The following is a 22,211-nucleotide window of genomic DNA, read 5'->3' on the forward strand; positions in this document are numbered from 1 at the left end:
ACCCACTGAAAACAGGGTTGAATTGTGTTCCGTTTTGATATTCAATTGGTACCAATTCAGCACTTAATTAACTCCAGGAAGGTATCATGATTATACTCATCGGCAGCCAGAAAGGCGGATGCGGCAAGTCAACCACGGCGGCCAATATCTGTGCAGAGCTGGCGCGTCAGGGCAAAGATGTCATTCTGGTGGATGCAGACCGCCAGGGTACCGCGTCAAATTGGGTCACAGACCGGAACGGGCAGGAGGATCTGCCGGTGGTTCACAGCATCCAGAAATTTGACAATATCCGCGAAACGCTGCTCGACCTGGCCAAGCGCTATGAGTATGTGGTGGTCGATTCCGCCGGGCGTGACAGCCGCGAGTTGCGTACCGGCATGACGGCCGCCAATGTGCTGCTGGTGCCGTTCCGCCCGTCACAGCCGGATCTGGACACCCTGCCGAAGCTTAATGACATCATCACCCAGGCGCTGGACATCAACGAGGCGCTGCGCCCTTGTGCCGTATTGACGATGGCCCCGACCAATCCGGTGATCAATGAAACGCAGGAAGCCAAAGACTACCTGGCTGATTTCCCAATCCTTAACCTGCTGAATACCGTGATCCGTGACCGCAAAATTTACCGCGATTGTATGTCTGAGGGTAAAGGCGTGGTGGAAATGGATAACGGCAAAGCGAAAGCGGAAATTCAGTGTCTGGTACAGGAGTTGATCTCATGGTAAAACGCCGAGAAGCGCCGGCTATCCCGGTCGATAAAAAAATAGAAGCCTTTGCAGCCCAGGCTGACCATAGTGTGGCAGCCGAACCCACGCACGATAAAGACGCCAAGCGTGATTACAAAGCTATCCGCGTCCCGTTCAATGAATATGAGTTCGCGCAGCTTGAAGCGTTATGTGAAAAAACACAGCGCTCCAAACTGAATATGATCCGCTATGCGCTGGCCTTTTATGCCGAACATGGGCAGAACGAATTACAGTGATCCTGTTTTGACACCTTTATGGTACTAAAAAGGCACCGTTAAGGTGCCTTATTGATTGGCAGCGCTATAAATGCGCCTGCAAAAAAGTTATGTGACATGCTGCTTTTTATTCCGCCGGTACAAACAGCCTGTTTCTTCCCTCTCACCTTTCTGTTCTTTTTTACGCGGTCTCTCTTTCCCACATTACCCCGGCTGAAGCGAAAACACCGCGGTAAAAACAGTTTTCGTTCGTTTAACGAAGCGCTGCGGCCAGGCTGACGACAGGACGTGTCAAAAAGGTGTCGGGATAGTGTTAAAAAAATACCTTTTTGGTACTATTATTGTGCTGCAAAGGTGCCGTTTTTATCCCGTTTTAACCCCCTGAAATTATCCTTTTCCTGGCTGATGGGCTGGGCGCAAACTCAAGGTTATCCACAGAAACGGTGGATAACTTCGGGAGAAGCTCTGCTCAACCTACCAGTCTGCGGTGCTATCTCTGATAAAGTGATTAAACGCAAATCATCTTATGCATCAGTAAACCTGAAGTGTCCCCCGCCGGGGCGCGGGAGATTAACGCCCTGCAGGGCGGTTTATCTGCCCTTTGCACCGGGGGGAATCACGTAAACTGATGCCGCAACACCGTTAACCTGACCGGAGGAGTGCTTGGCTTTATCCCGCTTTAAATCGCCTGATCGCGTCATGGCGGTTTTCCTGCTTATTATTGCGGTTGCCGTGATCTTCGTGGTGGGCTGGTCAATGTGGCAATCCTGGCAACACACGTTGCAGGACACCGAAAAGCAGGCCAGAAACCAGTCGATCTCCTTGTCCCGCCAGGCCGAGGATACCTTCCTGCAAGTGCAGATCACGCTGGAAGACATTGTCCGCCACGGTGATGATATCTTCGCGAACCCGGCGAGCTACCTCGGCCCGCAGGGGTTGTTGGGGGTGCAAAAAAGCCGGTTGCCGCAACTGCATGGGCTTTTTGTTTATGATGCGCAAGGGAACTGGCTGGCGACTTCCGGCCGCCGGATGTACCCGCAGGCCAACAATGCCGACCGTGAATATTTTATCTGGCACCGGACGCATAACGATGCGCGGGTGCATGTCGGCCATGTGATCCACAGCCGCTCGACCGGTGACCTGATTATCCCGGTCTCTTTGCGGCTGAATGACGATCAGGGCCGGTTCCGCGGGGTGGTGCTGGGCACGGTGCGGGTCGATTTTTTCCGCCAGTTTTACGGCTACTATGAGATGTCGCCCAAAGACATTCTCGGTTTGACCCATCTGGATGCCACGGTGATGTACGTGCGTCCGTTTTCAGACCGCATCATCAACAAGAGCATGGCAGACACCCCGCTCTACCGCAGCCTGCTGAAAGCCTCGCCCCAGGGCGCCGGTACCTGGCACTCGCCGATTGACGGCGTCACGCGTATTTTCGGCTATGCCCAGCTTCAGAGCTACCCGCTGGTGGTGGCGGTCGGCATTGACCGCGATCTGCTGAAAACCCAGTGGATTAAAAACAACCTGGCGATTATCTGCCTCAATGTGCTGCTGTTGATGACCATTTCCCTGTTCGGGATGCTGGTGCTGAAACAGTTCCGTAAAACCGTGAGGCACCGGCGGGAGCTGATGCAGACACAGGATGAGCTGACCCGCGTCAACCTGACGCTTCAGGATCTGGCGTTGATTGACAGCCTGACCGGGCTGGGCAACCGCCGCCAGTTTGATATTTACCTGGAACAGTGCCTGGCGCGCGCGTCCCTCACCGGCGCACCGGTGTCACTGATTATGTGCGACATCGATTTTTTCAAAAGCTACAACGACACCTTCGGCCACGTCGCGGGGGATTAGTGCCTGCGGCGGGTGGCTGATGTGTTGAAATACCTGCCGCGCCGCAGCACCGATGTGGTGGCGCGTTACGGCGGGGAGGAGTTTGCGGTCATCCTGCCGGGCACCCCGGCCAATGAGGCGGAAAAGGTGGCAAAACGCATCCGGTATGCGATACACAACGCAGCGTTGCCGCACCATACCTCCCTGCTGCCGGATAAAATCATCACGCTCAGCGCCGGGATCAGCACATCCACCGCCGGGGATGACGCCACCACCCTGAAACAGGCCGCCGATGCCGCGCTTTATGCCGCCAAACGCGCCGGGCGGGACTGCATCATCAATGCCGCCTGCCTGACAGATAACGGGTAAGTTTTACGGGTAATCCCTATTTCTGGTGTAAAAAGAGTGTATAAATAGTACCAAAAAGGCACCGTTAAGGTGCCTTTTTTACATCGCTAAATGGAACGTTGATTCCGGTTAATAAACGTGTGGAAAGTCACATTCGTTATTTTACCCCTGTCCTATACTCAGCCTGAGTTTTTTGAGGGGAAACCATGCCTGCTTATCTCATCCGGGTTTTTTCCATCATCACTGCATGGTGGCTGTCAGTGGACAGCAAGAGCAAGACGTGGCTGAACGCGATGTGCTGTTTTACGTCTCTCGCTGACCTGGCAGAAGAAGAACCTTCAGTGTCTCAGGACGCTGGGGAAGAGATTGCCGCGGGCTGGGCACAGTTATGGTGCAGCGCCGGGAAATTATGCCGCCCCGGTGCCTCTGTAGCGGCCCACGTTGCAAAAAACCGGCGTCCTGCCGCGTCACCCGTCCGGCTGCGCAGCCATAAACGCCACGAGCTGGCTTTCCTGTTCCGCACCCGCTCTCTGCATCAGTTAATCCTGTGCCGCCACGCCAGTGGCGAGGCCGACGATGCCGCCTTCCCCTTCGCTCTCTTCCTGCAAAGCACAATGCGCCTTTCGCCATTGTGCTTTTTTTATTGCCTGAAACTGACCCCTGTAAGGAGTTGTTATGTTCATTATTTGTGTTGCAGCCTGCCCGACCGGGGTGGCCCATACCTATATGGCGGCGGAAGCCCTTGAAATAACCGGCAAGCAGCGCGGCCATGAAATAAAAGTCGAAACCCAGGGCAGCATGGGGGTGGAGAACGCCATCACGGACGCCGACCTGGCACGCGCCGATGCCGTTATCCTGGCGGCGGATGTCGCCATCCTCAATAAAGAGCGGTTTAACGGCCTGATCAAACTGGAGTGCTGCGTCGCCGACCCGATTAAGTTTGGCGATGCGATATTTGAGGCGCTGGAGCAGGAGGTGACGCATGGCTAAGGGAAACGGGGGAAGCACCGCACCGGCGGCGGGCCAGGAGATCAAAACCGCCATCATGACCGGGGTATCATGGATGCTGCCTTTTGTGATTGCCGGGGCGGTCATTATGGGCATTTCACGCATTGGAGCCTCGCTGTACGGCATCGATAACATCTGGGATGCCGGGCATGAACAGGCCGCGAGCCTGGTGGTGCAGCTGCTGCATAAATTTGATGGCTTCGGGGGCATGGCGCTGTCGCTGATGTTGCCTGTGGTCGCCGGTTATATCAGCTTTGCGCTGGCCAACAAGCCTGGGCTGGCACCGGGCATGGTCGGCGGCCTGTTGGCAAACAGCCTGGGCACCGGCTTTCTCGGCGCGCTGGCGGCGGGGTTTGTCGCCGGGTATATCGTGCGGGCACTGGCGACGATGGTCACGCTGCCGAAGGCACTGGCCTCGGCCGGGCCTATTTTTATCCTGCCGGTGGGCGGCACGCTGCTGACCTGCAGCGTGATGGCGTTTGTCATCGGCACGCCGCTGGCCGCGCTGAACCACGGCATGGAACAGTGGCTGCTGGCGATGTCAGGCACCAACACGGTGATCCTGGCGGCGGTGGTCGGCGGCATGGTCGGGTTCGATCTGGGCGGCCCGGTCAACAAAGCGGCCGTCACCACGGCGATGGCGCTGTTGGCGTCAGGGATTTATGCCCCGAATACGGCGGCCCAGGTCGCCATCATTGTGCCGCCGATCGGGCTGGGCCTGGCGACGTTGCTGTGGGCCAACCGTTTTCCGGCCTCCCTGCGGGAAGCGGGGAAAGCCGCCACGCTGATGGGGCTTATCGGGGTGTCAGAAGGGGCGATCCCGTTTGCGCTGGCCAACCCCAAAATCATTGTGATCAACGTCATCGGCTCCGCCGTGGGTGCCGCGATGGCGGTAGGGCTGGGTGCGGTGAACCGTGCGCCGATTTCCGGCTTTTATGGCTGGCTGGCGGTGGAAAACTGGCTGGTGTATGTCCTCGCCATTGCGACGGGGGCGGCGATGATTACCGCCGGCTCTTTGCTGATCTTCCGGGGAGAAGCCATGCAGGAGGCGAAAAAAGCGCCCGCGGCACCGAAATTCAAAGTGGGCCGGTAATCACGACCCGGTTTATTTATTTCAGACGAGAGGCGTCAGCAGAAAGCCCATTTTCTGGGATGCCGCCCGCCCTGAATAACCCCTGACACAGGAAAAGGGATAATCATGAAAACCGTGCATGTCATTCAGCATACGCATTGGGATCGCGAGTGGTATTTCACTGAGAATGAGTCAAAAACGCTGCTCTATTATTTTATGCAGGATCTGCTCTGTCGCCTGGAACAGGATCCTGGCCTCGGGCCTTTTGTGCTGGATGGGCAAACGGTGATGCTGGAGGATGATGTGCAGGTCGCCCCGGAACACCGTGAACGCCTGCAAACGCTGATCCGCCAGGGGCGGATCCTGATTGGCCCCTGGTATACCCAGACCGATTTTTTGGTGGTGGGGGCGGAGTCGATCACCCGCAACCTGCTGTTGGGAAAAGCGGACTGCGAGGCGTGGGGCGGTTACATGCCGGTCGGCTATGTCCCGGACTCTTTTGGGCAGAGCGCCCAGCTTCCGCTGTTTCTGCGCGAGTTCGGCATCGGCTGCGCGGTGATCTGGCGCGGCTGGTGCGAGCATGATGTCCCTGCCAGCGAATTTACCTGGTGCGCCCAGAACGGCAGCCGCGTGACCACCGCGGTGCTGCCCTGGGGCTACGGCTGTGCCAAAGGGTTGCCGGGGGAGGCAACGCAGGCGGCGCAACGCCTGCCTGCCATCCTCGACAAACAGGCGCGTTTTTCCCTGACCGATCACCTGTTGCTGCCTAACGGCAACGACCAGTCCCCCTTCGAATATGCAGTGCCTGCGATGCTGGATACGCTGAACCTGCGCCAGCAGGCTTACCGTTTTAAGCGCAGCAGTTTTACTGCCTTTTTCAGCGCGTTGCAGGCCACCGGCTGCGCGCTGCCGGTATGGCGCGGCGAGTTGCTCAGCGCAAAATATATGCGTGTCCATCGCGGGATTTATTCCACCCGCATGGACATAAAACAGCGGAACGCCCGGCTGGAGCAGTTTGTCAGCCAGACGCTGGAGCCGCTTTTGGCGATGAATGCCCGGCTGGGGCTGCCCTACCCGCAACCGGTGCTGGAACAGATCTGGCGTGGGGCGATGAAATCGCAGGCGCATGACAGCATCGGCGGTTGCAATGCCGACCGCGTAAACAGCATGGTCAACGCGCGCCTGTGCGATGGGCTGGAAAGCGCCCGGCAGCTTTATGAACTGAACATGGCCATGCTGGCGGCAGGCATCACGCTGAACGGCGAGGGCAAGAAAATCATCGTGTTCAACCCGCTGCCCCACGAACGCGATGCGCATGTCCGCCTGACCCTCTACACGCCCGAACAGGATTTCTGCATTGTGGATCAGGCCGGGGCGCCCTGCCGCTGGCAACTGCTGCATGAAGCCCCGCAGGATATGTCGCTCATCGTGCAGGAGCTGTCAAACAGCACCACGGCCACCTGGTATCGCAAATGCGACATCCTGCTGGAGGTGAAGGCCTTGCCGCCCTGCGGTTACCAGACCCTGATGTTGCAGGAGGGCCGGGCAGCCGGGTTTGACACCACCCCGGCCGCGGTGGAGGGGCTGGAGAACCGCTGGTTACGGCTGGTGGTCGAGCACGGGCAGCTTACGCTGGAGGATAAACGCAGCGGGCAGCGCTATCCCGGTGTATTGCGGCTGGTGGACGGCGGCGACGCCGGGGATAACTACAACTATTCGCCCCCGCCGGAAGACTGGAAAATCAGCAGCGACGGCTGCCTGACCGGCCTGCACGGGGTGCGCGGGCCTTTGAACGATACCCTGACGCTCACCTGGCGCATCCCTGCCCCGCTGGACGCCGCCGCCCGCGAGGCCAGGCAGTGTAATGCCGCGCTGGAGGTCACCCTGGTCCTGTCGCTCCCGCATGACCGGCCGTGGCTGGATGTGGAGATTGAGGTCAACAATACGCTGCGCGACCACCGGTTGCAGGTGGAAATCCCGGTCGGGGTCAGTCAGGCCGTTCACTTCGCCGATCAGCCGTTTGGGCTGATTGAACGGGAAAACCAGCCTGCCGCGTTGCAGCGCTGGCAGGCGGAAAACTGGGCCGAGGCCCCGGCGTCACTCTGGCCGATGCAAAGCCTGGTGATGCTGCATAACGGGACGCGCGGTGTGTGCGTCGTTACCGAGGGGTTGCGGGAGTATGAAATCCCGGCCCAACAGCCACAGACGCTGGCGATCACCCTGTTCCGCAGTGTCGGCTGGCTGGGAAAACCTGACCTGTTGTGGCGGCCGGGCCGTGCGTCCGGCATGGCCCTGCCGACGCCCGATTCGCAGCTTCCCGGCCTGTATCGCGCCCATTTCGCGGTACTGCCGATGGCGCAGGGGCAAGATGCGGCCTTCTGGCGGGCGGTTGAGCAGTGGCGTACCCCGGCCGCCGGCTATCTTGAGAGCGGCTGGTCACGCTTTCGCACCAACCCACATGGGCTGCACTTTCCGGCGCGTTACAGCCTGCTGTCATGGGACTGCGCGCTGCATTTCAGCACCCTCAAAAAAGCGCAGCACAGCAATGCGCTGCTGCTGCGTGGCTGGAACCCCGGCCTCACGCCGCTTCACTGCGGGCAACCGGTGGCTGAGGGGGCATGCCGCCGGGTCACCCTGGCCGAGACGCCCAGCGCGGTAACGGATGACGTGGTGACCGCCGGTACGCCGGTTTCCTGGTTAATCGACTGATGCCACAGGAGGAGAATATGATGCTGACCCTTTCATTCCATTACCCGTTACCGCATGGCCTCCATGCCCGCCCTGCCGGTGCACTGGCGCGCTGCGCCGCACGGTTTACCTCGTCTGTGACGCTGGTGAACGGCAATAACGCGCGCCAGGCCAATGCCAAAAGTGCGCTGGCGCTGGTGGGGGCGGATGTCGCCCTGGGAAATGCGTGCCGGTTACAGATTGACGGGCCGGACGCGCAGGCGGCCCATCAGGCGTTGAGCCATTTTATCCTGCATGAGCTGGCCGGGTGCGATACCCCACCGGCCGCGCACGCGCCGGGCACAGACTGTGCACTGCCGGTTTTCCTCGCACGCACGGCCTCCCCGGTGCTGCGCGGGAACGGCGTCAGCCCGGGGATAGCGCTGGGGGTGCCGGTGAGTTTCACACCTGCCGATCTTCACCGGCTGGCGCAACGTGAGCCTGCCACCGACCACGCCACGCAGCATCAGCACCTGCTGGCGGCGTGGCACCGCGCCCGTGCGCAACTTGAACGCGACGCCGCCGCTGCCCAGGGCGAGGCCGCACAGATCCTGGACGCGCATAGCCAGTTGCTGGGGGATGAGGCGGTGGAAGAGGCGCTGTTCAGCCAACAGGGCGCGGCCAATGCGCTGGCCGCCCTCGCCTGCGCCCTCGATGCGCTGCGTTTGCCGTTCCGGCAGAGCGACAGCGACTATTTGCGCCAGCGCGAGCTGGATATGCAGGATTTGGGGTACCGGTTGGCCGCGTGCCTTTCGCGCGATCCGCAACTGGCAGTACCGGCGCTGACACAGGCGGCGATTGTGCTCTGCCGGGGCAGGATGACGCCGGGGCAATTGCTGGCCCTGCGCGGCCCCCACCTGCACGGCATTGTGATGGAAACGGGCGCGGAAACCTCCCATACCGCCATTCTTGCGCGGGCGTTTTCCATACCTTTGCTTTGCGTGCCGCCGGGGGCGCACCCGCAGATGCAGCAGGCAACCCGCGTGCTGCTGGACGCGCGCAATGGGGTGCTGGTTGCTGACCCGGATGCAGTGGCCGGGCGATGGTTCACGCTGGAGCGTGATAAACCGCGGCCTCAGTGGCGTGAGGAAACGGCCGCGCCGCGGCCGCTGATCACACCTGCGCTGGTACAGCTTGATGACACCCTTCCCGATAAATATGAGGTGATAAAGCAGCTGACCGACAGGCTGGAAAGTGACCAGCGTGCCGCGTCCGGCGTGGAGGCGGAGCGCGCCATCTGGCAGCGTGAGGCGGTGTTCTCCACCGCGCTGGGCTTTTCCGTGGCGATCCCGCACTGCCAGTCCCCCGCCATCCTCCATAACACGCTCGCGGTGTTGCGCCTGAAAACCCCGCTGCCCTGGGGCGACGGGGTGGATGTCCGGCTGGTTATCATGCTGGCGTTGAAGGCGCAGGCACAGACTGAGCATATGCGCATCTTTTCCACGCTGGCACGCAAGCTGATGCACAGCGATTTTCGTGAACAACTGATGAATGTGCCCACGTCAGCGGCGCTGGTGGCCTTTCTGGAAACGGAGTTGGGCTATGGGGACGGGGCAGCGCAGGCGTAATTGACCGGGCAAATGCCCTCTTCGCAACAGAACAGGTTGTTGCATGGAGCAACATAAAATGAAGAAAATCATTCAGCGTTATCTGGCGCTGCTCGCTGTCGTGACCGGCAGTGTGGCTGCCGCCGACACCTCTCCCTATCGCATCGCCTTTATGCCGGATATCCACTTTCATGATGTGTACGGGCAATTTGCCGACGGGGCCTTTGCCGGCCTGAAAAACAGCAAAAGTGGCCGCCCGGCGGTGATCCGGACTATGTATGCGCAGTTGACCTCCACGCGTTTGTTTAATGAAAATTACTTCGCGCTGCGGGCCGCCCTGGATGACGCCGGCCGTAAAGGCATTAAACTGGTCGCCCTGCCGGGGGATTTCAGCGATGACGGGCAGTCGCTGCACCTTCGCGGGCTGGTCTCGCTGTTGCAGGAGTATGGGCAACGTTATGGGATGCGTTTCTTTGCCACGCCGGGCAACCATGATCCCAACCGCCCGTTTGACAGCCCAGGCGGCGAAGAGGATTTCCTCGGCCAGGGCGGGCAAACACAACGTATTTTCAGCCGGGGCGCAAAAGAGTGCAGCGGGTATGCGGGCCGTACCGCCCTCATCAACACCGGGGCCGGGTTACCTACCCTGTGCAGCGAGGAAATGGCCAGCCGGGGGTATGAGTATGTGATGAAGGCGATGGGGCCGTTTGGCCTTACCCCTTCGCCTGCCGACCGTTACTGGGAAACCCCCTACTCTGATTACCACCAGCAACCTTACCGTTATCAGGCTGCATTGCAGGCCAGTGATTTTGGTCGCCGGCAGTATGAAATTTGTACCCAGGGTACCGGTGGGCGTTATAAGCAGCCGGGCTATGGCCCGTGCTTTATGGTGGCGGACAGCAGCTATCTGGTCGAGCCTGTTCCCGGCCTCTGGTTACTGGCTGTTGATGCGAATGTGTATGTGCCGGACGAAAAAGCGGATGCCGGAAAACCTGGGGCGGCGGGTAATTTTGCCGGCTCCGGTGAGGCAGGCTACAACAAAATGCTGACGCATAAACAGCAGACCGTGGCCTGGATGGCCTCTGTTGCGCAGCGCGCAAAAGCAGAACATAAAACGCTGGTGACGTTCAGCCATTTCCCGATGGTGGAGTTTGATAACGGCGCAATGCAGGATATGGAAGCGCTGTTTGGTGAAGGCACCTTGCAACTTACGCGGGCGCCCCGTCAGGAAACCAGCTATGCGCTGGCGAAAACCGGCATTGGCGTCCATGTCGGCGGGCATATGCACTTCAATGATACCGGCGTCCGTCGCTACCCGGACGGCAGTGTGTTGGTCAATATTCAGGCACCGTCGCTGGCGGCTTATGTCCCGGCCTATAAGATCCTCAGTATTAAAAACCGCACAGAGATGGAGGTTCAGACGGTGATCCTCGGGAGTGTGCCGCGTTTCAACGAGCTTTTTGAACACTATCAACAAGAGTGGGATTACCTGAACGCCAGCCATTCGCCGCATCTCTGGAATAAAGCCATTCTCACTGCGCCGGACTATTACGCCTTCACTGACTGGCATATCACCGAGCTGACACGCCTGCGTTTTCTGCCCGAAGAGTGGCCGTGTGACATCCGCCAAATGCTGTTCAGCCTGAACGGCAAAGAGATGCTTATCCTGAGCCAGTCAGCGGGGCAGATAACCTACCGCGATATCCTGGGCGGGCCGCCGGGCGTCGCGCCTGCGCAGTGCGCATCCGGCAGCACGCCGCGCAAGGGGGAGATCACCCGGCGCTATTCACAGGAAAACCCGGTGGCCTGGGAAAACGCCCGGCAAAAAGCGCAGGCGCTGGCCCAGCAGGCGGGATTGACGCTGGAGGACTTTGCTCGCTGGAACGGATTTGACCTGGCCGTGGATTTTTATCGCCTGCGTAATGCGGATGAACTGGCGCTACGGGATATCTCTGCGGCGCGGTTGAGGCAGTACCACCTGTTAACCGGCAGCCTTGCCGCCACCCTGCCGCCGGCCACGCAAAAAATTAACGACAAAAGCCGATTCGACGAGGTGTTTCGCCTGCGGTTCGGCACCCTTTTCCGGGTGCTGGATAAGTACCTGCACGGCCAACCCAGCCGAAATTTCCGGGTTAATCTGCAAAGCGGGGAAATCACACCACTATAATGTGCCTGTGCAGGCTGGCTGTTTTTTTGGTGTAAAAAAGGCGCCTCATTAGTACCAAAAAGGCACTCTTAAGGTGCCTTTTTGGTGTTTTTTATCCTTTCACACACACCACCTGCCGGAGGGTATGCACAATCTCCACCAGCGAGGATTGCGCCGCCATCACCGCATCAATATCTTTATACGCCATCGGGATTTCATCGATCACTTCGCTGTCTTTGCGGCATTCGACATGGGCTGTCGCACGGATCTGGTCAGCCACGCTGAAACGCTTTTTGGCGGCGGTGCGGCTCATGGTCCGCCCGGCACCGTGGCTGCACGAACAGAAACTTTCTGCATTACCCAGCCCCCGGACGATAAAACTTTTCGCCCCCATTGAACCGGGAATAATGCCCATCTCGCCCTTCTGGGCTGACACCGCGCCCTTACGCGTGACCAGCACCTCTTCGCCAAAATGTCTCTCCCGCTGCACATAATTGTGGTGGCAGTTCACGGCCTCCTGCTGGGTCATAAAGGGTTTCGGCACCACCCGGGAGAGCGCCGCCAGCACCCGCGACATCATCACCTCGCGGTTGTGGCGGGCGAAATCCTGCGCCCAGCCGACCGCCGCCATATAGTCCTCAAAATGGCGGCTGCCCTCTTCAAAATAGGCGAGATCGCGATCCGGCAAATTGGCGATATGGCGCTGCATATCTTTCTGCGCCAGTGCAATAAACAGCGTGCCGATGGCATTCCCAACCCCGCGCGAGCCGCTGTGCAGCATCACCCATACCCGTTGCTGCTCATCCAGGCAGATCTCAATAAAGTGGTTGCCGGTGCCCAGCGTGCCGAGGTGCTGGTGGTTATTGGTTTTCAGCAACTGCGGGTATTTGTCGGTCAGGCGTTTAAAGCGCGGGGCGAGCGTTGACCAGTGGTTGTCCACCTCTTGCGGCGTACGATCCCACGCGCCTTTATCGCGTTTGGAACGCGCCGTGGTGCGCCCGTGCGGCACCGCCTGCTCAATGGCGCTGCGCAGCCCGGCGAGGTTGTCCGGCAAATCCGTTGCCGTCAGCGAGGTGCGCACAGCAATCATCCCACAGCCGATGTCCACACCGACCGCCGCCGGGATAATTGCCCCGCGGGTGGGGATCACGCTGCCGATGGTGGAGCCTTTGCCCAGGTGCACATCCGGCATCACGGCCAGGTGTTTAAAGATAAACGGCATTTTGGCGGTGTTCTGTAATTGCGCCCTGGCTTCCGGCTCGACGGGCACACCCTGCGTCCACATTTTTACCGGCGCGCCGCCGGGTGAGGTCAGCAGTTGGATCTGATCGGACGGTTTCTTACTCATAGCGATAACTCGTTAAAAAAAATCGGGGGGATGATGTGATACCACCCTCTCATAAGGATAATCCTGAAATGCCAAACGGGAGAGGCGCACCAGAAAGATAACCTGTATAAAGGCGCGTTACGGTATCGGAAAGGTGCTTTAGTGGTACCAAAAAAACACCTTTTTGATGCTGTTTTTATACTTATTAATAAGGAATTTAATAGATGAATCTGTTGTCACGTTGCCGCCGTACCCTTCTGTTCGCTGCCGGGCTGGCGCTCTCCGGCGCTGTTTTTCAGGCCGCTGCGGCCACCGATACGCTGACGGCCCAACTGGCGGAACTGGAGCGCAACGCCAATGGGCGGCTTGGGGTCGCGCTGATCGACACCGGCAGCCAGCGGGAAATCACCTACCGCGGTGAAGAGCGCTTCGCCATGGCGAGCACCTTTAAAGTGCTGGCGGCGGGTGCGGTACTGCAACGCAGCGTCACGCAACCGGCGTTGCTGGAAAAACGCATCCGTTACGATCGCGCCGCCTTGCAGAGTTACGCGCCGGTCACCGGCAAACATCTGGCAGAGGGGATGACGGTCGCAGAACTCTGCGCAGCGGCGATTGAATGGAGTGATAACACCGCCGCCAACCTGTTGTTAACCGAGATCGGCGGGCCGCAGAGCATTACCAAACTGGCGCGCAGCCTGGGGGATGACAAAACCCGCCTTGACCGCTGGGAGCCGGAATTGAATACCGCCATTCCCGGTGATGAACGCGACACCTCCACACCGCGGGCGATGGCGCGTAACCTGCAACACCTGGCACTGGGCGAGGCCTTGCCCCAGGCCCAGCAACAGCAACTGATTGGCTGGCTGAAGAACAGCCAGACCGGTGCGAAGAGTATCCGCGCCGGGGTGCCGGCAGGCTGGGACGTCGGGGATAAAACCGGATCGGGCGACTACGGCACCACCAACGATCTGGCGGTTATCTGGCCGCCGCACGGCAAACCGCTGGTGCTGGCCATCTACTTTACGCAGCCAAAAGCGGATGCCGAAGCCCGCCGCGACGTGCTGGCAACCGCGACCCGTCTCGTGCTCGCCTCGTTCACCACTTCGCATTAATGTGGTGCTGAATTAGAGCAAAAAAGGCACCGTAAAGGTGCCTTTTTGGTACTAAATAGGTGTGATTTTAGTGTGGGCAATGAGAAAGGGCGGACTGGTCAGTGCGTCATGACGTCCAATACATCAAGACATTCCTCAACCACCACGTCATCAACTTCTTCAATAAAACGGGCACCCCGTACCTGAAAATCAAACGTGTGGACATGGCAAAGGGTGACGACACCCTGTGTCGCTGAACCACTTCCCATCAGTGTCACAGTAAACCCTTTTTCACGGGCGGGAACACTGCCCTGGGTAATGAGCGCGCATAATGTTGTCCCCAACTGATTCACGGACTGATGGCTAAGTACCAGGACATAGCGCCGGTCATTGCTGCCTCCCTGTAACTCTTTTCCCCGTGTTGGTGAAACATCAATAGAATAGATATCACCGCGGTCGGGGATCCTGCCGGCTGCTGCCATTAAAGCTTCTCCTTACCTACAAATTCAAGCGTTGTTCCCCAGGCTTCTTCTTCAGAAAATGCAGGGGCTTCCAGGTCACACATTGCCAGCCGTTCTTCCAGAGTGAGTTTTTTCTTTGCGGCTTTGAATATCATAATGCCGCCTTCAACCGCTTTTTGTTCAACCACATCACCACGGCTGATACCGGCTTCGCGCATCAGGAAGGCGTTAAGTATGACACCATCGCTGTTACCCCATTTTCTGACCGTACCCATCATTACCTCCCCAGTAGATATGGTTAAATAATATCCTGTTGTTTATACATTGTCTATCCCTGGCAGAATGCGCTCAGAGAGCCATTTCAATGATCCAAATGGCCGTTGTCAGGTGCTCGCTGTGTTCAGCCCTATACACTAATATGGTACTGAAGAGGAATTAAAAAGGCACCGCCAAGGTGCCTTTTTGGTACTAAATAGGTGTGATTTTAGTGTGGGTGAAACGCAGCCTGTCAGGCCCCACTGACCGGCGTTTCATGCAGATGCCGCCATTGTAACCCGGCCTCTGTGTGGCTGAAGACCACGGTAGATCGGCGCAAATGCGTAGGCTGGCCGGGCAGGCGCTGGCGCTCCTGATAACTGACCACGGCACCCTCCGGCCATTGCGCAATCAGCGCCATCTCTTCGATATCAATCGCCAGCCCCGGCCGCGCGTTGCCGTGGGCGGTGAAAAACGCGGCCAGTGCCGGTTTATCCAGTGTGCCGCCGCCCAGGGTCACCATCGAAAAATCGTCCGTAAAATAGCTCAGCAGCGCGGGCAGTTCGCCCGTCCCTTTGCCAAGCCACTGCTCAATGGCGATGTGCAGATCAATCACGTGTTGAAAATAGGGGTTCATTAGCTCTCCTTAGACAAGGCAATCCGCCGCACAATGCCGCGGTTATCCAGACGTAATACGCCCGCCAGCGGTAACAGCGTGCTGGCCGCGACCAGATAAAAACAGCCGTGGCTGGCGCGCAAGAGATCCATATGCTGTTGCAACACACCGAACAGCATACTGACCAGCGTGACGCCCAGACAGAAACTGAGCTGGCGGTTAATGTTCCAGAGTGCGCTGGCTGCCGCCAGCCGGCTGTCAGGTATGGTCAGAAAGGCGCTGCTCTGGGCCGTGCTGCTGCACAAACTGCCGCCAAGTCCCATCAGCATAAACGCGGCCAACAGCCACGTCTCTTGCCCGGTGCCGGTGATCTGGGCCAGCAGCAGCATACCTGCGCCCTGCGCCAGACAGCCTGCAACCAGCAAGGGGCGTGGGCCCAACGTATTAAACAGTTTGCCGGTAGTGAGGATCGCGACAAAAGAGGCCAGCGCCCACGGCACCATCATGGCGCCGGCCTGTGCGGCAGTCATCAACAACTGCGCCTGCAAAAACAGCATTGCCAGCAGGTTCACCCCCATAAACAACCCAGGGATCGCCTGATACATCAGCATAGCCATCCGCAACAGCGGGTCATGCAGCAGCACCGGGGCCAGCAACGGGTGAGGGTGGCGGCGGCTGTGATGAATCCCGTTCATCAGCAGCAGCGCACCGGCGGCGACCAGCACCCAGGGTTGCCAGCGCATGCTGTGTTCAGCCAGCCCGGTCAGGCCGAGCAACAACAGCGCCACGGCCGCGCTGAACGTAAGCAGGCCATGCCAGTCCAGCGGGGTGCGTTCCGCCGGGGGTGGGGAGGGACGTAACCAGCAGGCGGCCAGGATCAGGGCCAACAGTGCCGGCGGCAAACTGGCGAAAAAGATGCCGCGCCAGCTGAACTGGTCAGCAATCAGGCCGCCCAACGCCGGTGAGAGCGCCGGGGCCAGCAACCCCACCAGCATAATGGCAGCCGACAGCCTGGCCCGTTCATGGCGGGGATAGAGGCGGTATGCCAGCGTCTGCCCGACTGGGATCAGCAGCCCGCCGCCCAGCCCCTGCACAATCCGCCAGCCAATCAGCGTCTCAATGCGGGCGGCAGTACCGGCGGCCAGAGTCGCCAGCAGGAACAGGGCCAGCGATAACAGCATGATGCGCCGGGCATCTACCCGTTGCATCAGCCAGGCGCTGAGCGGGAGCACCACGGTCAGGCCAAGGATATAGCCATTGCTGACCCAGGCAAGCTCAGCCAGGGAAGCATGCAGCGCTCGCCCGATAGCCGGAAAAGCGACACCGGTACTGAACATATTGATTAAATCGACAAAAAATCCCAGCAGATAGAGTACGGCAACGCGGATGCGGTAGGGCATAGGGCCTCCTGTAATAGGGGGCCAGTGTAGCGGCTGAGCGAGGGCAGGATAACGCCGCAGCGGGCGACCAGAGTGTTAATGGAATTTTGACAATCCACGCACCGGCGTCTGCCGTGCAGAAGGCAGGGGTAGGATCCCTGCCCGGCAACTGCGTATACTGCCGGCTCTTTTGAGCAGGGATGGCCTTCTATGTTGAATTTGCAACGTCTGGCGATGTTTGTCGCGGTGGTGGAAGCGGGCAGCTTTACCGGTGCCGCCCAGTCATTGGGCCAGACCAGGGCGGTGGTCAGCGTTAACCTGAAACAGCTGGAGAAAGAACTGGGCGTGGCGTTACTGGTCCGCACGACCCGGCAGCTGGCGCTGACGGATGCCGGGGAGCGGTTTTATGCCCACAGCCAACAGTTGCTGCGCGCGGCTGAGGCGGCGCTGGAAGAGGTGCGCGGAGAGCATCAGGGGTATCAGGGTACCTTGCATGTTGCCAGCACGCCGGAGTACGGTGCGCACGCGGTAGTCCCGGCGCTGGCGGCCTTTGCCCGCCATCACCCTGAATTACGCATCCGCCACAGCTCCTCCTCCCAGCATACCGATCTTGTCGCCGCGCGCGTGGATGTGGCAATCCGTCTTGGCAGCCTGCGGGACTCCAGCCACCATGCGGCGCGGATTGGCCGTTTCCGCATTTTGCCGGTGGCCGCAAAGGCGTATCTGGCGCGCCATCCGGTGCAGGATCTGGCCGGCCTGGCGCAGGCGCACTGGATAGCCCATTCACGCCTGGCGTCGCCGCTGAACTGGCCGGTGAAAACGCCGGAAGGCCACACCGTGGCCTTTGACGTCGCAGGCGGCGCAGCCTGGCTGGCGGACAGCGCTGCGGCCCTGCTGACCTTTGTATTGGCGGGGAGTGGGGTCGCACTGCTGCCGGACTGGCTGGTACAGCCGCTGGTCAGGGAGCAACGGCTCACCGTTCTGTTGCCCGATCATCGCTTCCCGTCGCAAGCGATTTCCGCCCTCTACCCGAATACCCGCCACATACCGGAAAAAGTGCGGGCGTTTATCGACTTTTTCAAAGCCCGGACGCAGGCAGAAAGAGAGAGCTGAAAGGTGTAAAAAAAGCACCTTATTGGTACCAATAAGGTGCTTTAATAGTACTTTTTTGATATCAAAAGAGCATCATGATGATACCCCGAAAAAGGGGCTATGGCCCGCCGACAAACCCGGCGATCTGGTGTTGCCAGAGCCGGGTATAGAGGCCGTTTTGCGCCAGCAACTCCTGATGGGTGCCCATCTCCACAATCTGCCCCTGGTTCAGCACAATCAGCCGGTCCATACGGGCGATGGTCGAGAGGCGGTGCGCAATGGCGATCACCGTTTTCCCCTGCATCATCGGCTCCAGGTTCTCCTGCACCGCGGCCTCGACTTCGGAATCGAGCGCGGAGGTGGCCTCATCCATGATCAGGATTGGCGCGTCTTTCAGCAGCACGCGCGCGATGGCGATGCGCTGGCGCTGGCCGCCGGAAAGTTTGGTGCCGCGTTCGCCGACGTGCGCCGCCAGCCCGGTGCGCCCTTCGGCATCACACAGCCGTTCGATGAACTCATCGGCATGCACCTGCCGTAACACCTGCATGATCGCCTCCTCAGTGGCCGACGGGTTACCGTACATCAGGTTCTCGCGCAGTGAGCGGTTCAGCAGGGACGTATCCTGAGAAATCATGCCGATCTGCGCGCGCAGGCTCTCCTGGCTGACATCGGCGATGTTCTGGTCATCAATCAGCACCGCGCCGTCCGCGACGTCATAGAAGCGCAGCAGCAGGTTCACCAGCGTGGATTTCCCGGCCCCGGATGGGCCAATCAGGCCAATCTTTTCACCGGGGCGGATGGTCAGGTTGAAGTTCTGGATCACCGCATTGTAATTGTCATAGCGGAAGCTGACGTTGTTAAAGCGGATCTCCCCGCGTGGGATCGCCAGTGGCGGTGCCTGCGGGCGGTCAACCACATTGATCGGTTGCGACACCATTTTCACGCCGTCCTGCACCACGCCGATGCCGCCGAACACGCCATTCACCACCCACATCAGCCAGCCGGACATGCTGACAATCCGCAGCATCAGCCCGATCGCCAGCGCAATCGCCCCAACGCTGATTAAAGACTGTGTCCAGAGCCAGAGCGCAAGCCCAGTGGTCGCCACGATCAGCAGCCCGTTCAGCACGGTGATCAGCAGGTCAATGCCGGTGATAAGCCGCCCGGCCTGTTGCGCTTTCTGGGTCTGCTCACTGATGGCTTTGCGGATGTATTGCTGTTCCAGCGAGGTGTGCGCAAAGAGTTTGACGGTGGTGATGTTGGTGTAACTGTCGACAATGCGGCCCACCAGCCGCGAATAGGCGGCGGAGGATTTCACGCCGCGCTGTTTCAGCCGCGGGATGAAGTAGCAGAGGGTCAGGGTGTAACAGAGCAGCCAGGTGGTAAGCGGCAGCATCAGCCGCCAGTCAGCAGAGGCGAAGAGAATCATCGAACTGACGATAAAGATAATCACATGCCAGACGGCGTCCACCGCCTGCACGGCGGAGTCCCGCAGGGCGTTGCCGGTCTGCATAATGCGCTGGGCGATGCGGCCGGAAAAATCACTCTGGAAGAAGTCCACGCTCTGTTTGATCACATAGTTGTGGTTCTGCCAGCAAATCAGGCTGCCCATGCCGGGGCTGATGGTCTGGTGGATCAGCATGTCATGCAGCCCTACGCACAGCGGCCGCAACACCAGCGCCACCACCGCCATCCACAGCAGCTCGCCGCCGTACTCATCAAACAAGTCCACCGCCGCGGTATTGCTGACGATGTTGATAATGCGGCTGAGGTAATTGAACAGGATCACCTCAATCAGCGCGCCAATCAGGCCGACAATCATCAATGCGGTAAAGCTCGGCCAGACCTGGCGCAGGTAGTAGAGGTAATAGGACGAGACGTTATTCGGGGGCGCCTCACTGGGTGCAGCCTGGAAAATATCAATCAACCTTTCTAAACGTCGATAGAACATAGCGACTCTCGCGTGTTAGGTGATTCACAGATGCAGCCTGTGGCAATCGGCAGGCTGTCCCATAACGTAGTGACCGGGGCCACTCTTCTTTCCTGTTCGGAAAACCAGGCGCTGTGTTCGTCAAACGACATCAAAGCTGAGGCTATAGGGCGCAGTCCGGGGATCGTCCGGTCACGCGCCGCCGCACGGTAATAACGTGTTGTGACTATTGTTGTTTATGGATGGTGCAGGAATGCTTAGTGACATCTACTAAGATAGTGGGTAGGTCAAATTATGTACATGTAAAGGCGGGCAGGGCAGGCGGGAAAGGAGAGGCTGTTTGCCTGGCCCGGCGGGAAAAGGCCTGCTGATAAGCGTATAACCAATGTGCCGTAATGACACTCTTTTAGTACTAAAAAAATGTAAAAAAAACACTGTTACAGTACCTTTTTGGTTCAAAAAAAAGCGGATTGTGACAAGAGCCGCCGCTAAACAACGGCTTACCCCACCCAGGAAGATTAAAAATAATCCGGGGTGTTTTTACGCATAAAAAAGCCGGTCAACTGACCGGCTTGGGTGAACGCTGACGCTGCGGCCGGGGTTTACGCCTCAACCTTAAACACGCGGATGGCACGCGCCAACTGGTGCGCCTGTTCCTGCATCGACTGGGCAGCGGCGGCGGACTCGTTCACCAGCGCGGCATTCTGCTGGGTGACCTGGTCCATCTGGGTGATGGCGGTGTTGATCTCTTCAATACCGCTGCGTTGTTCCGCGCTGGCCAGGGTGATTTCACCCATGATGTCAGTCACGCTTTTCACGCTGGCCAGCACTTCTTCCATCGTCGAACCGGCTTTGGCGACCTGCTTTTCACCCTCATCCACTTTCGATACCGAGTCTTCAATCAGCTGGGCAATCTCTTTGGCAGCGGAGGCGGAACGTTGTGCCAGGTTACGCACTTCAGACGCCACCACGGCAAACCCGCGCCCCTGTTCACCGGCACGCGCGGCTTCCACCGCGGCATTCAGCGCCAGGATGTTGGTCTGGAAGGCGATGCCGTCAATCACGCTGATGATGTCGACGATTTTCTTCGACGAGGTGTTGATCATATTCATGGTGCTGACCACCTGCTTCACCGCGTCGCCGCTTTCGGTCGCCACCCTGGAGGCCTGCGCCGCCAGTTGGTTGGCCTGGCGCGCGTTGTCGGCATTCTGCCGCACGGTAGAGGTCATCTGCTCCATGGCGGAGGCGGTCTCTTCCAGTGAGCTGGCCTGCTGCTCGGTGCGGACTGACAGGTCCATATTCCCGGCGGAAATCTCACCGGAGGCGTTGGCGATCAGGTCAGTGCCGCTGCGCACTTCATTGACGATTTTCAGCAGGTTTTCGTTCATGTTTTTCAGCGCCTGCATCAGCTGGCCGGTTTCATCCGTCGAGGTGACGCGGATCACCGTGCGCAGATCGCCCGCCGCCACATTTTCGGCAACGCTGACGGCGTCACGCAGCGGGCTGACGATTGAACGGGTCAGCAGATAGCCCAGCAGCACCGCAGCCAGGATCGCCAGCGCGGAGAAAATCAGCGTGACATTGATGGCGGTGGAGCCGTCTTTGAGCGCTTGCGCACCCTCAGATTGCAACTGGCCGGACTGGGAATCGGCGAACTTCACTGCGCTGTCGAGAAACGCGTTCTGCGCCGGGGTGATTTTCAGCAGCACATATTCGGCGGCGGCAAGCTCATCACCGGCGCGCACCAGGGCGATCAGGGCCTGTTTCTGGGTTTCAAACGCCTCTGCCGCGGCTTTCACCCCACTGATTTTTTTCTGGCCGACGGCGGTGGTCTGTAAGCGGGCGATTTTCTCAATCGCCTCGTTGGTCTGGGTGGTGGCGGCCGCGAGCTGCTTAAACCGTTTCTCATTGAACTGCGGCCGCGCGGTATCAATAACGATGCCGCGCAGGAATTTGATCTGATCGTTCACGCCGTCCCGGACATCAAACGCCAGCCGGACTTTGATGTAGCGGTCATTGACGATGCCATCCACGGCGGAGTTGATGTTGCCGATTTTGACGATGGCGGTGGTGCTGACGATGATCAAAAGCAGGATGACTAACCCGAATGCCGCCCCCAGACGGAGGCCCACTCTCATATTTTTCACAGAAACCATCACTTCTTCCCCTTTGAAATAGAATGCGGCAGCGCGGCCATCCCTTAATACCGGGTATGCCCGGATAACGCCCAAGTACGCTGGCTTACCGGCAGCGCCCCGGCGCACAGGCACCAGGGCTTTTTTTACGCTCGCCGAGGCTCACTAAATCGGCACCGGCAGGAAAAACTTGATATAAATCTGTGAGTAAGATCACCCAAGGCTTATCGCGGAGCAGGGGAGGGGATGAGGATAACCCTGCGATTTCAAGGAGTTGAGAACAGGGTAG

At 59.1% G+C, this 22,211-nt stretch carries 16 protein-coding genes and 1 pseudogene; 10 read left to right on the forward strand and 7 right to left on the reverse strand.

Annotated features, from left to right (window positions below; translation table 11 throughout):
- Positions 1-86: 86 nt before the first annotated feature.
- The 8 genes and pseudogenes from JK232_RS11540 (at position 87) to JK232_RS11575 (ending at position 11,657) form a co-directional block, all read left to right on the forward strand.
- Entirely contained in the window at positions 87-722 is a 636-nt protein-coding gene (locus tag JK232_RS11540) for an AAA family ATPase (protein WP_072929496.1), read from the forward strand.
- Positions 716-979, forward strand: coding sequence for a hypothetical protein (locus JK232_RS11545; protein ID WP_101828106.1), 264 nt, complete (start codon positions 716-718; stop codon positions 977-979). The genes JK232_RS11540 and JK232_RS11545 overlap by 7 nt, the downstream gene beginning before the upstream one ends.
- A 1,008-nt stretch (positions 980-1,987) precedes the next feature.
- Positions 1,988-3,157, forward strand: a pseudogene (locus JK232_RS23010) (sensor domain-containing diguanylate cyclase).
- A gap of 654 nt (positions 3,158-3,811) precedes the next feature.
- Positions 3,812-4,126 carry a PTS fructose transporter subunit IIB gene (locus tag JK232_RS11555; RefSeq protein ID WP_072929504.1) on the forward strand — a complete coding sequence of 105 codons (315 nt, stop codon included), beginning with the start codon at positions 3,812-3,814 and terminating at the stop codon, positions 4,124-4,126.
- On the forward strand, positions 4,119-5,237 hold the full coding sequence (locus JK232_RS11560) for a PTS fructose transporter subunit IIC (protein ID WP_101854582.1): 1,119 nt from the start codon (positions 4,119-4,121) through the stop codon (positions 5,235-5,237). Before JK232_RS11555 ends, JK232_RS11560 begins: the two co-directional genes overlap by 8 nt.
- 105 nt (positions 5,238-5,342) lie before the next feature.
- Positions 5,343-7,925, forward strand: a complete 2,583-nt coding sequence (locus JK232_RS11565; RefSeq protein WP_212589222.1) for a glycoside hydrolase family 38 N-terminal domain-containing protein — start codon at positions 5,343-5,345, stop codon at positions 7,923-7,925.
- 17 nt (positions 7,926-7,942) lie between these two features.
- Entirely contained in the window at positions 7,943-9,511 is a 1,569-nt protein-coding gene (locus tag JK232_RS11570) for an HPr family phosphocarrier protein (protein ID WP_246538484.1), read from the forward strand.
- Between the two features lie 58 nt (positions 9,512-9,569).
- Positions 9,570-11,657 (forward strand): metallophosphoesterase family protein, encoded by a 2,088-nt coding sequence (locus tag JK232_RS11575; RefSeq protein ID WP_212589223.1) that lies wholly within the window; start codon positions 9,570-9,572, stop codon positions 11,655-11,657.
- A gap of 91 nt (positions 11,658-11,748) precedes the next feature.
- Here JK232_RS11575 and JK232_RS11580 read toward each other — a convergent pair whose 3' ends face one another.
- Positions 11,749-12,984: an RtcB family protein gene (locus JK232_RS11580; protein WP_072929510.1), complete on the reverse strand. Its 1,236-nt coding sequence runs from the start codon at positions 12,982-12,984 to the stop codon at positions 11,749-11,751.
- Positions 12,985-13,187: 203 nt separating this feature from the next.
- Here JK232_RS11580 and bla point away from each other — a divergent pair, with 203 nt between their 5' ends.
- Positions 13,188-14,075, forward strand: a complete 888-nt coding sequence (gene bla, locus JK232_RS11585; RefSeq protein WP_072929512.1) for a class A beta-lactamase — start codon at positions 13,188-13,190, stop codon at positions 14,073-14,075.
- Between the two features lie 98 nt (positions 14,076-14,173).
- Here bla and JK232_RS11590 read toward each other — a convergent pair whose 3' ends face one another.
- The 4 genes from JK232_RS11590 to JK232_RS11605 all read right to left on the reverse strand — a co-directional run bounded on the left by JK232_RS11590 (position 14,174) and on the right by JK232_RS11605 (position 16,786).
- A complete protein-coding gene (locus JK232_RS11590; RefSeq protein WP_072929514.1) occupies positions 14,174-14,536 on the reverse strand; it encodes a type II toxin-antitoxin system PemK/MazF family toxin in 363 nt (120 codons plus the stop codon).
- Positions 14,536-14,793: an AbrB/MazE/SpoVT family DNA-binding domain-containing protein gene (locus JK232_RS11595; protein WP_072929516.1), complete on the reverse strand. Its 258-nt coding sequence runs from the start codon at positions 14,791-14,793 to the stop codon at positions 14,536-14,538. Before JK232_RS11595 ends, JK232_RS11590 begins: the two co-directional genes overlap by 1 nt.
- Positions 14,794-15,023: 230 nt before the next feature.
- On the reverse strand, positions 15,024-15,407 hold the full coding sequence (locus JK232_RS11600) for a DUF4440 domain-containing protein (protein ID WP_212589224.1): 384 nt from the start codon (positions 15,405-15,407) through the stop codon (positions 15,024-15,026).
- On the reverse strand, positions 15,407-16,786 hold the full coding sequence (locus JK232_RS11605) for an MFS transporter (RefSeq protein WP_212589225.1): 1,380 nt from the start codon (positions 16,784-16,786) through the stop codon (positions 15,407-15,409). The genes JK232_RS11600 and JK232_RS11605 overlap by 1 nt, the downstream gene beginning before the upstream one ends.
- Before the next feature lie 189 nt (positions 16,787-16,975).
- Here JK232_RS11605 and JK232_RS11610 point away from each other — a divergent pair, with 189 nt between their 5' ends.
- Positions 16,976-17,878 (forward strand): LysR family transcriptional regulator, encoded by a 903-nt coding sequence (locus JK232_RS11610; RefSeq protein WP_072929522.1) that lies wholly within the window; start codon positions 16,976-16,978, stop codon positions 17,876-17,878.
- 97 nt (positions 17,879-17,975) lie between these two features.
- On the opposite strand, the gene JK232_RS11615 is transcribed toward JK232_RS11610, so the two are convergent.
- Together JK232_RS11615 and JK232_RS11620 are read right to left on the reverse strand one after the other, a co-directional pair.
- Complete coding sequence (locus tag JK232_RS11615) at positions 17,976-19,808, reverse strand: ABC transporter ATP-binding protein (protein ID WP_072929524.1); 1,833 nt, start codon at positions 19,806-19,808, stop codon at positions 17,976-17,978.
- Between the two features lie 581 nt (positions 19,809-20,389).
- On the reverse strand, positions 20,390-21,943 hold the full coding sequence (locus JK232_RS11620) for a methyl-accepting chemotaxis protein (protein WP_072929526.1): 1,554 nt from the start codon (positions 21,941-21,943) through the stop codon (positions 20,390-20,392).
- Between the last annotated feature and the right edge of the window lie 268 nt (positions 21,944-22,211).

It is taken from the genome of Nissabacter archeti, assembly GCF_018257325.1.
In the GTDB taxonomy this organism is placed as follows: domain Bacteria; phylum Pseudomonadota; class Gammaproteobacteria; order Enterobacterales; family Enterobacteriaceae; genus Chimaeribacter; species Chimaeribacter arupi.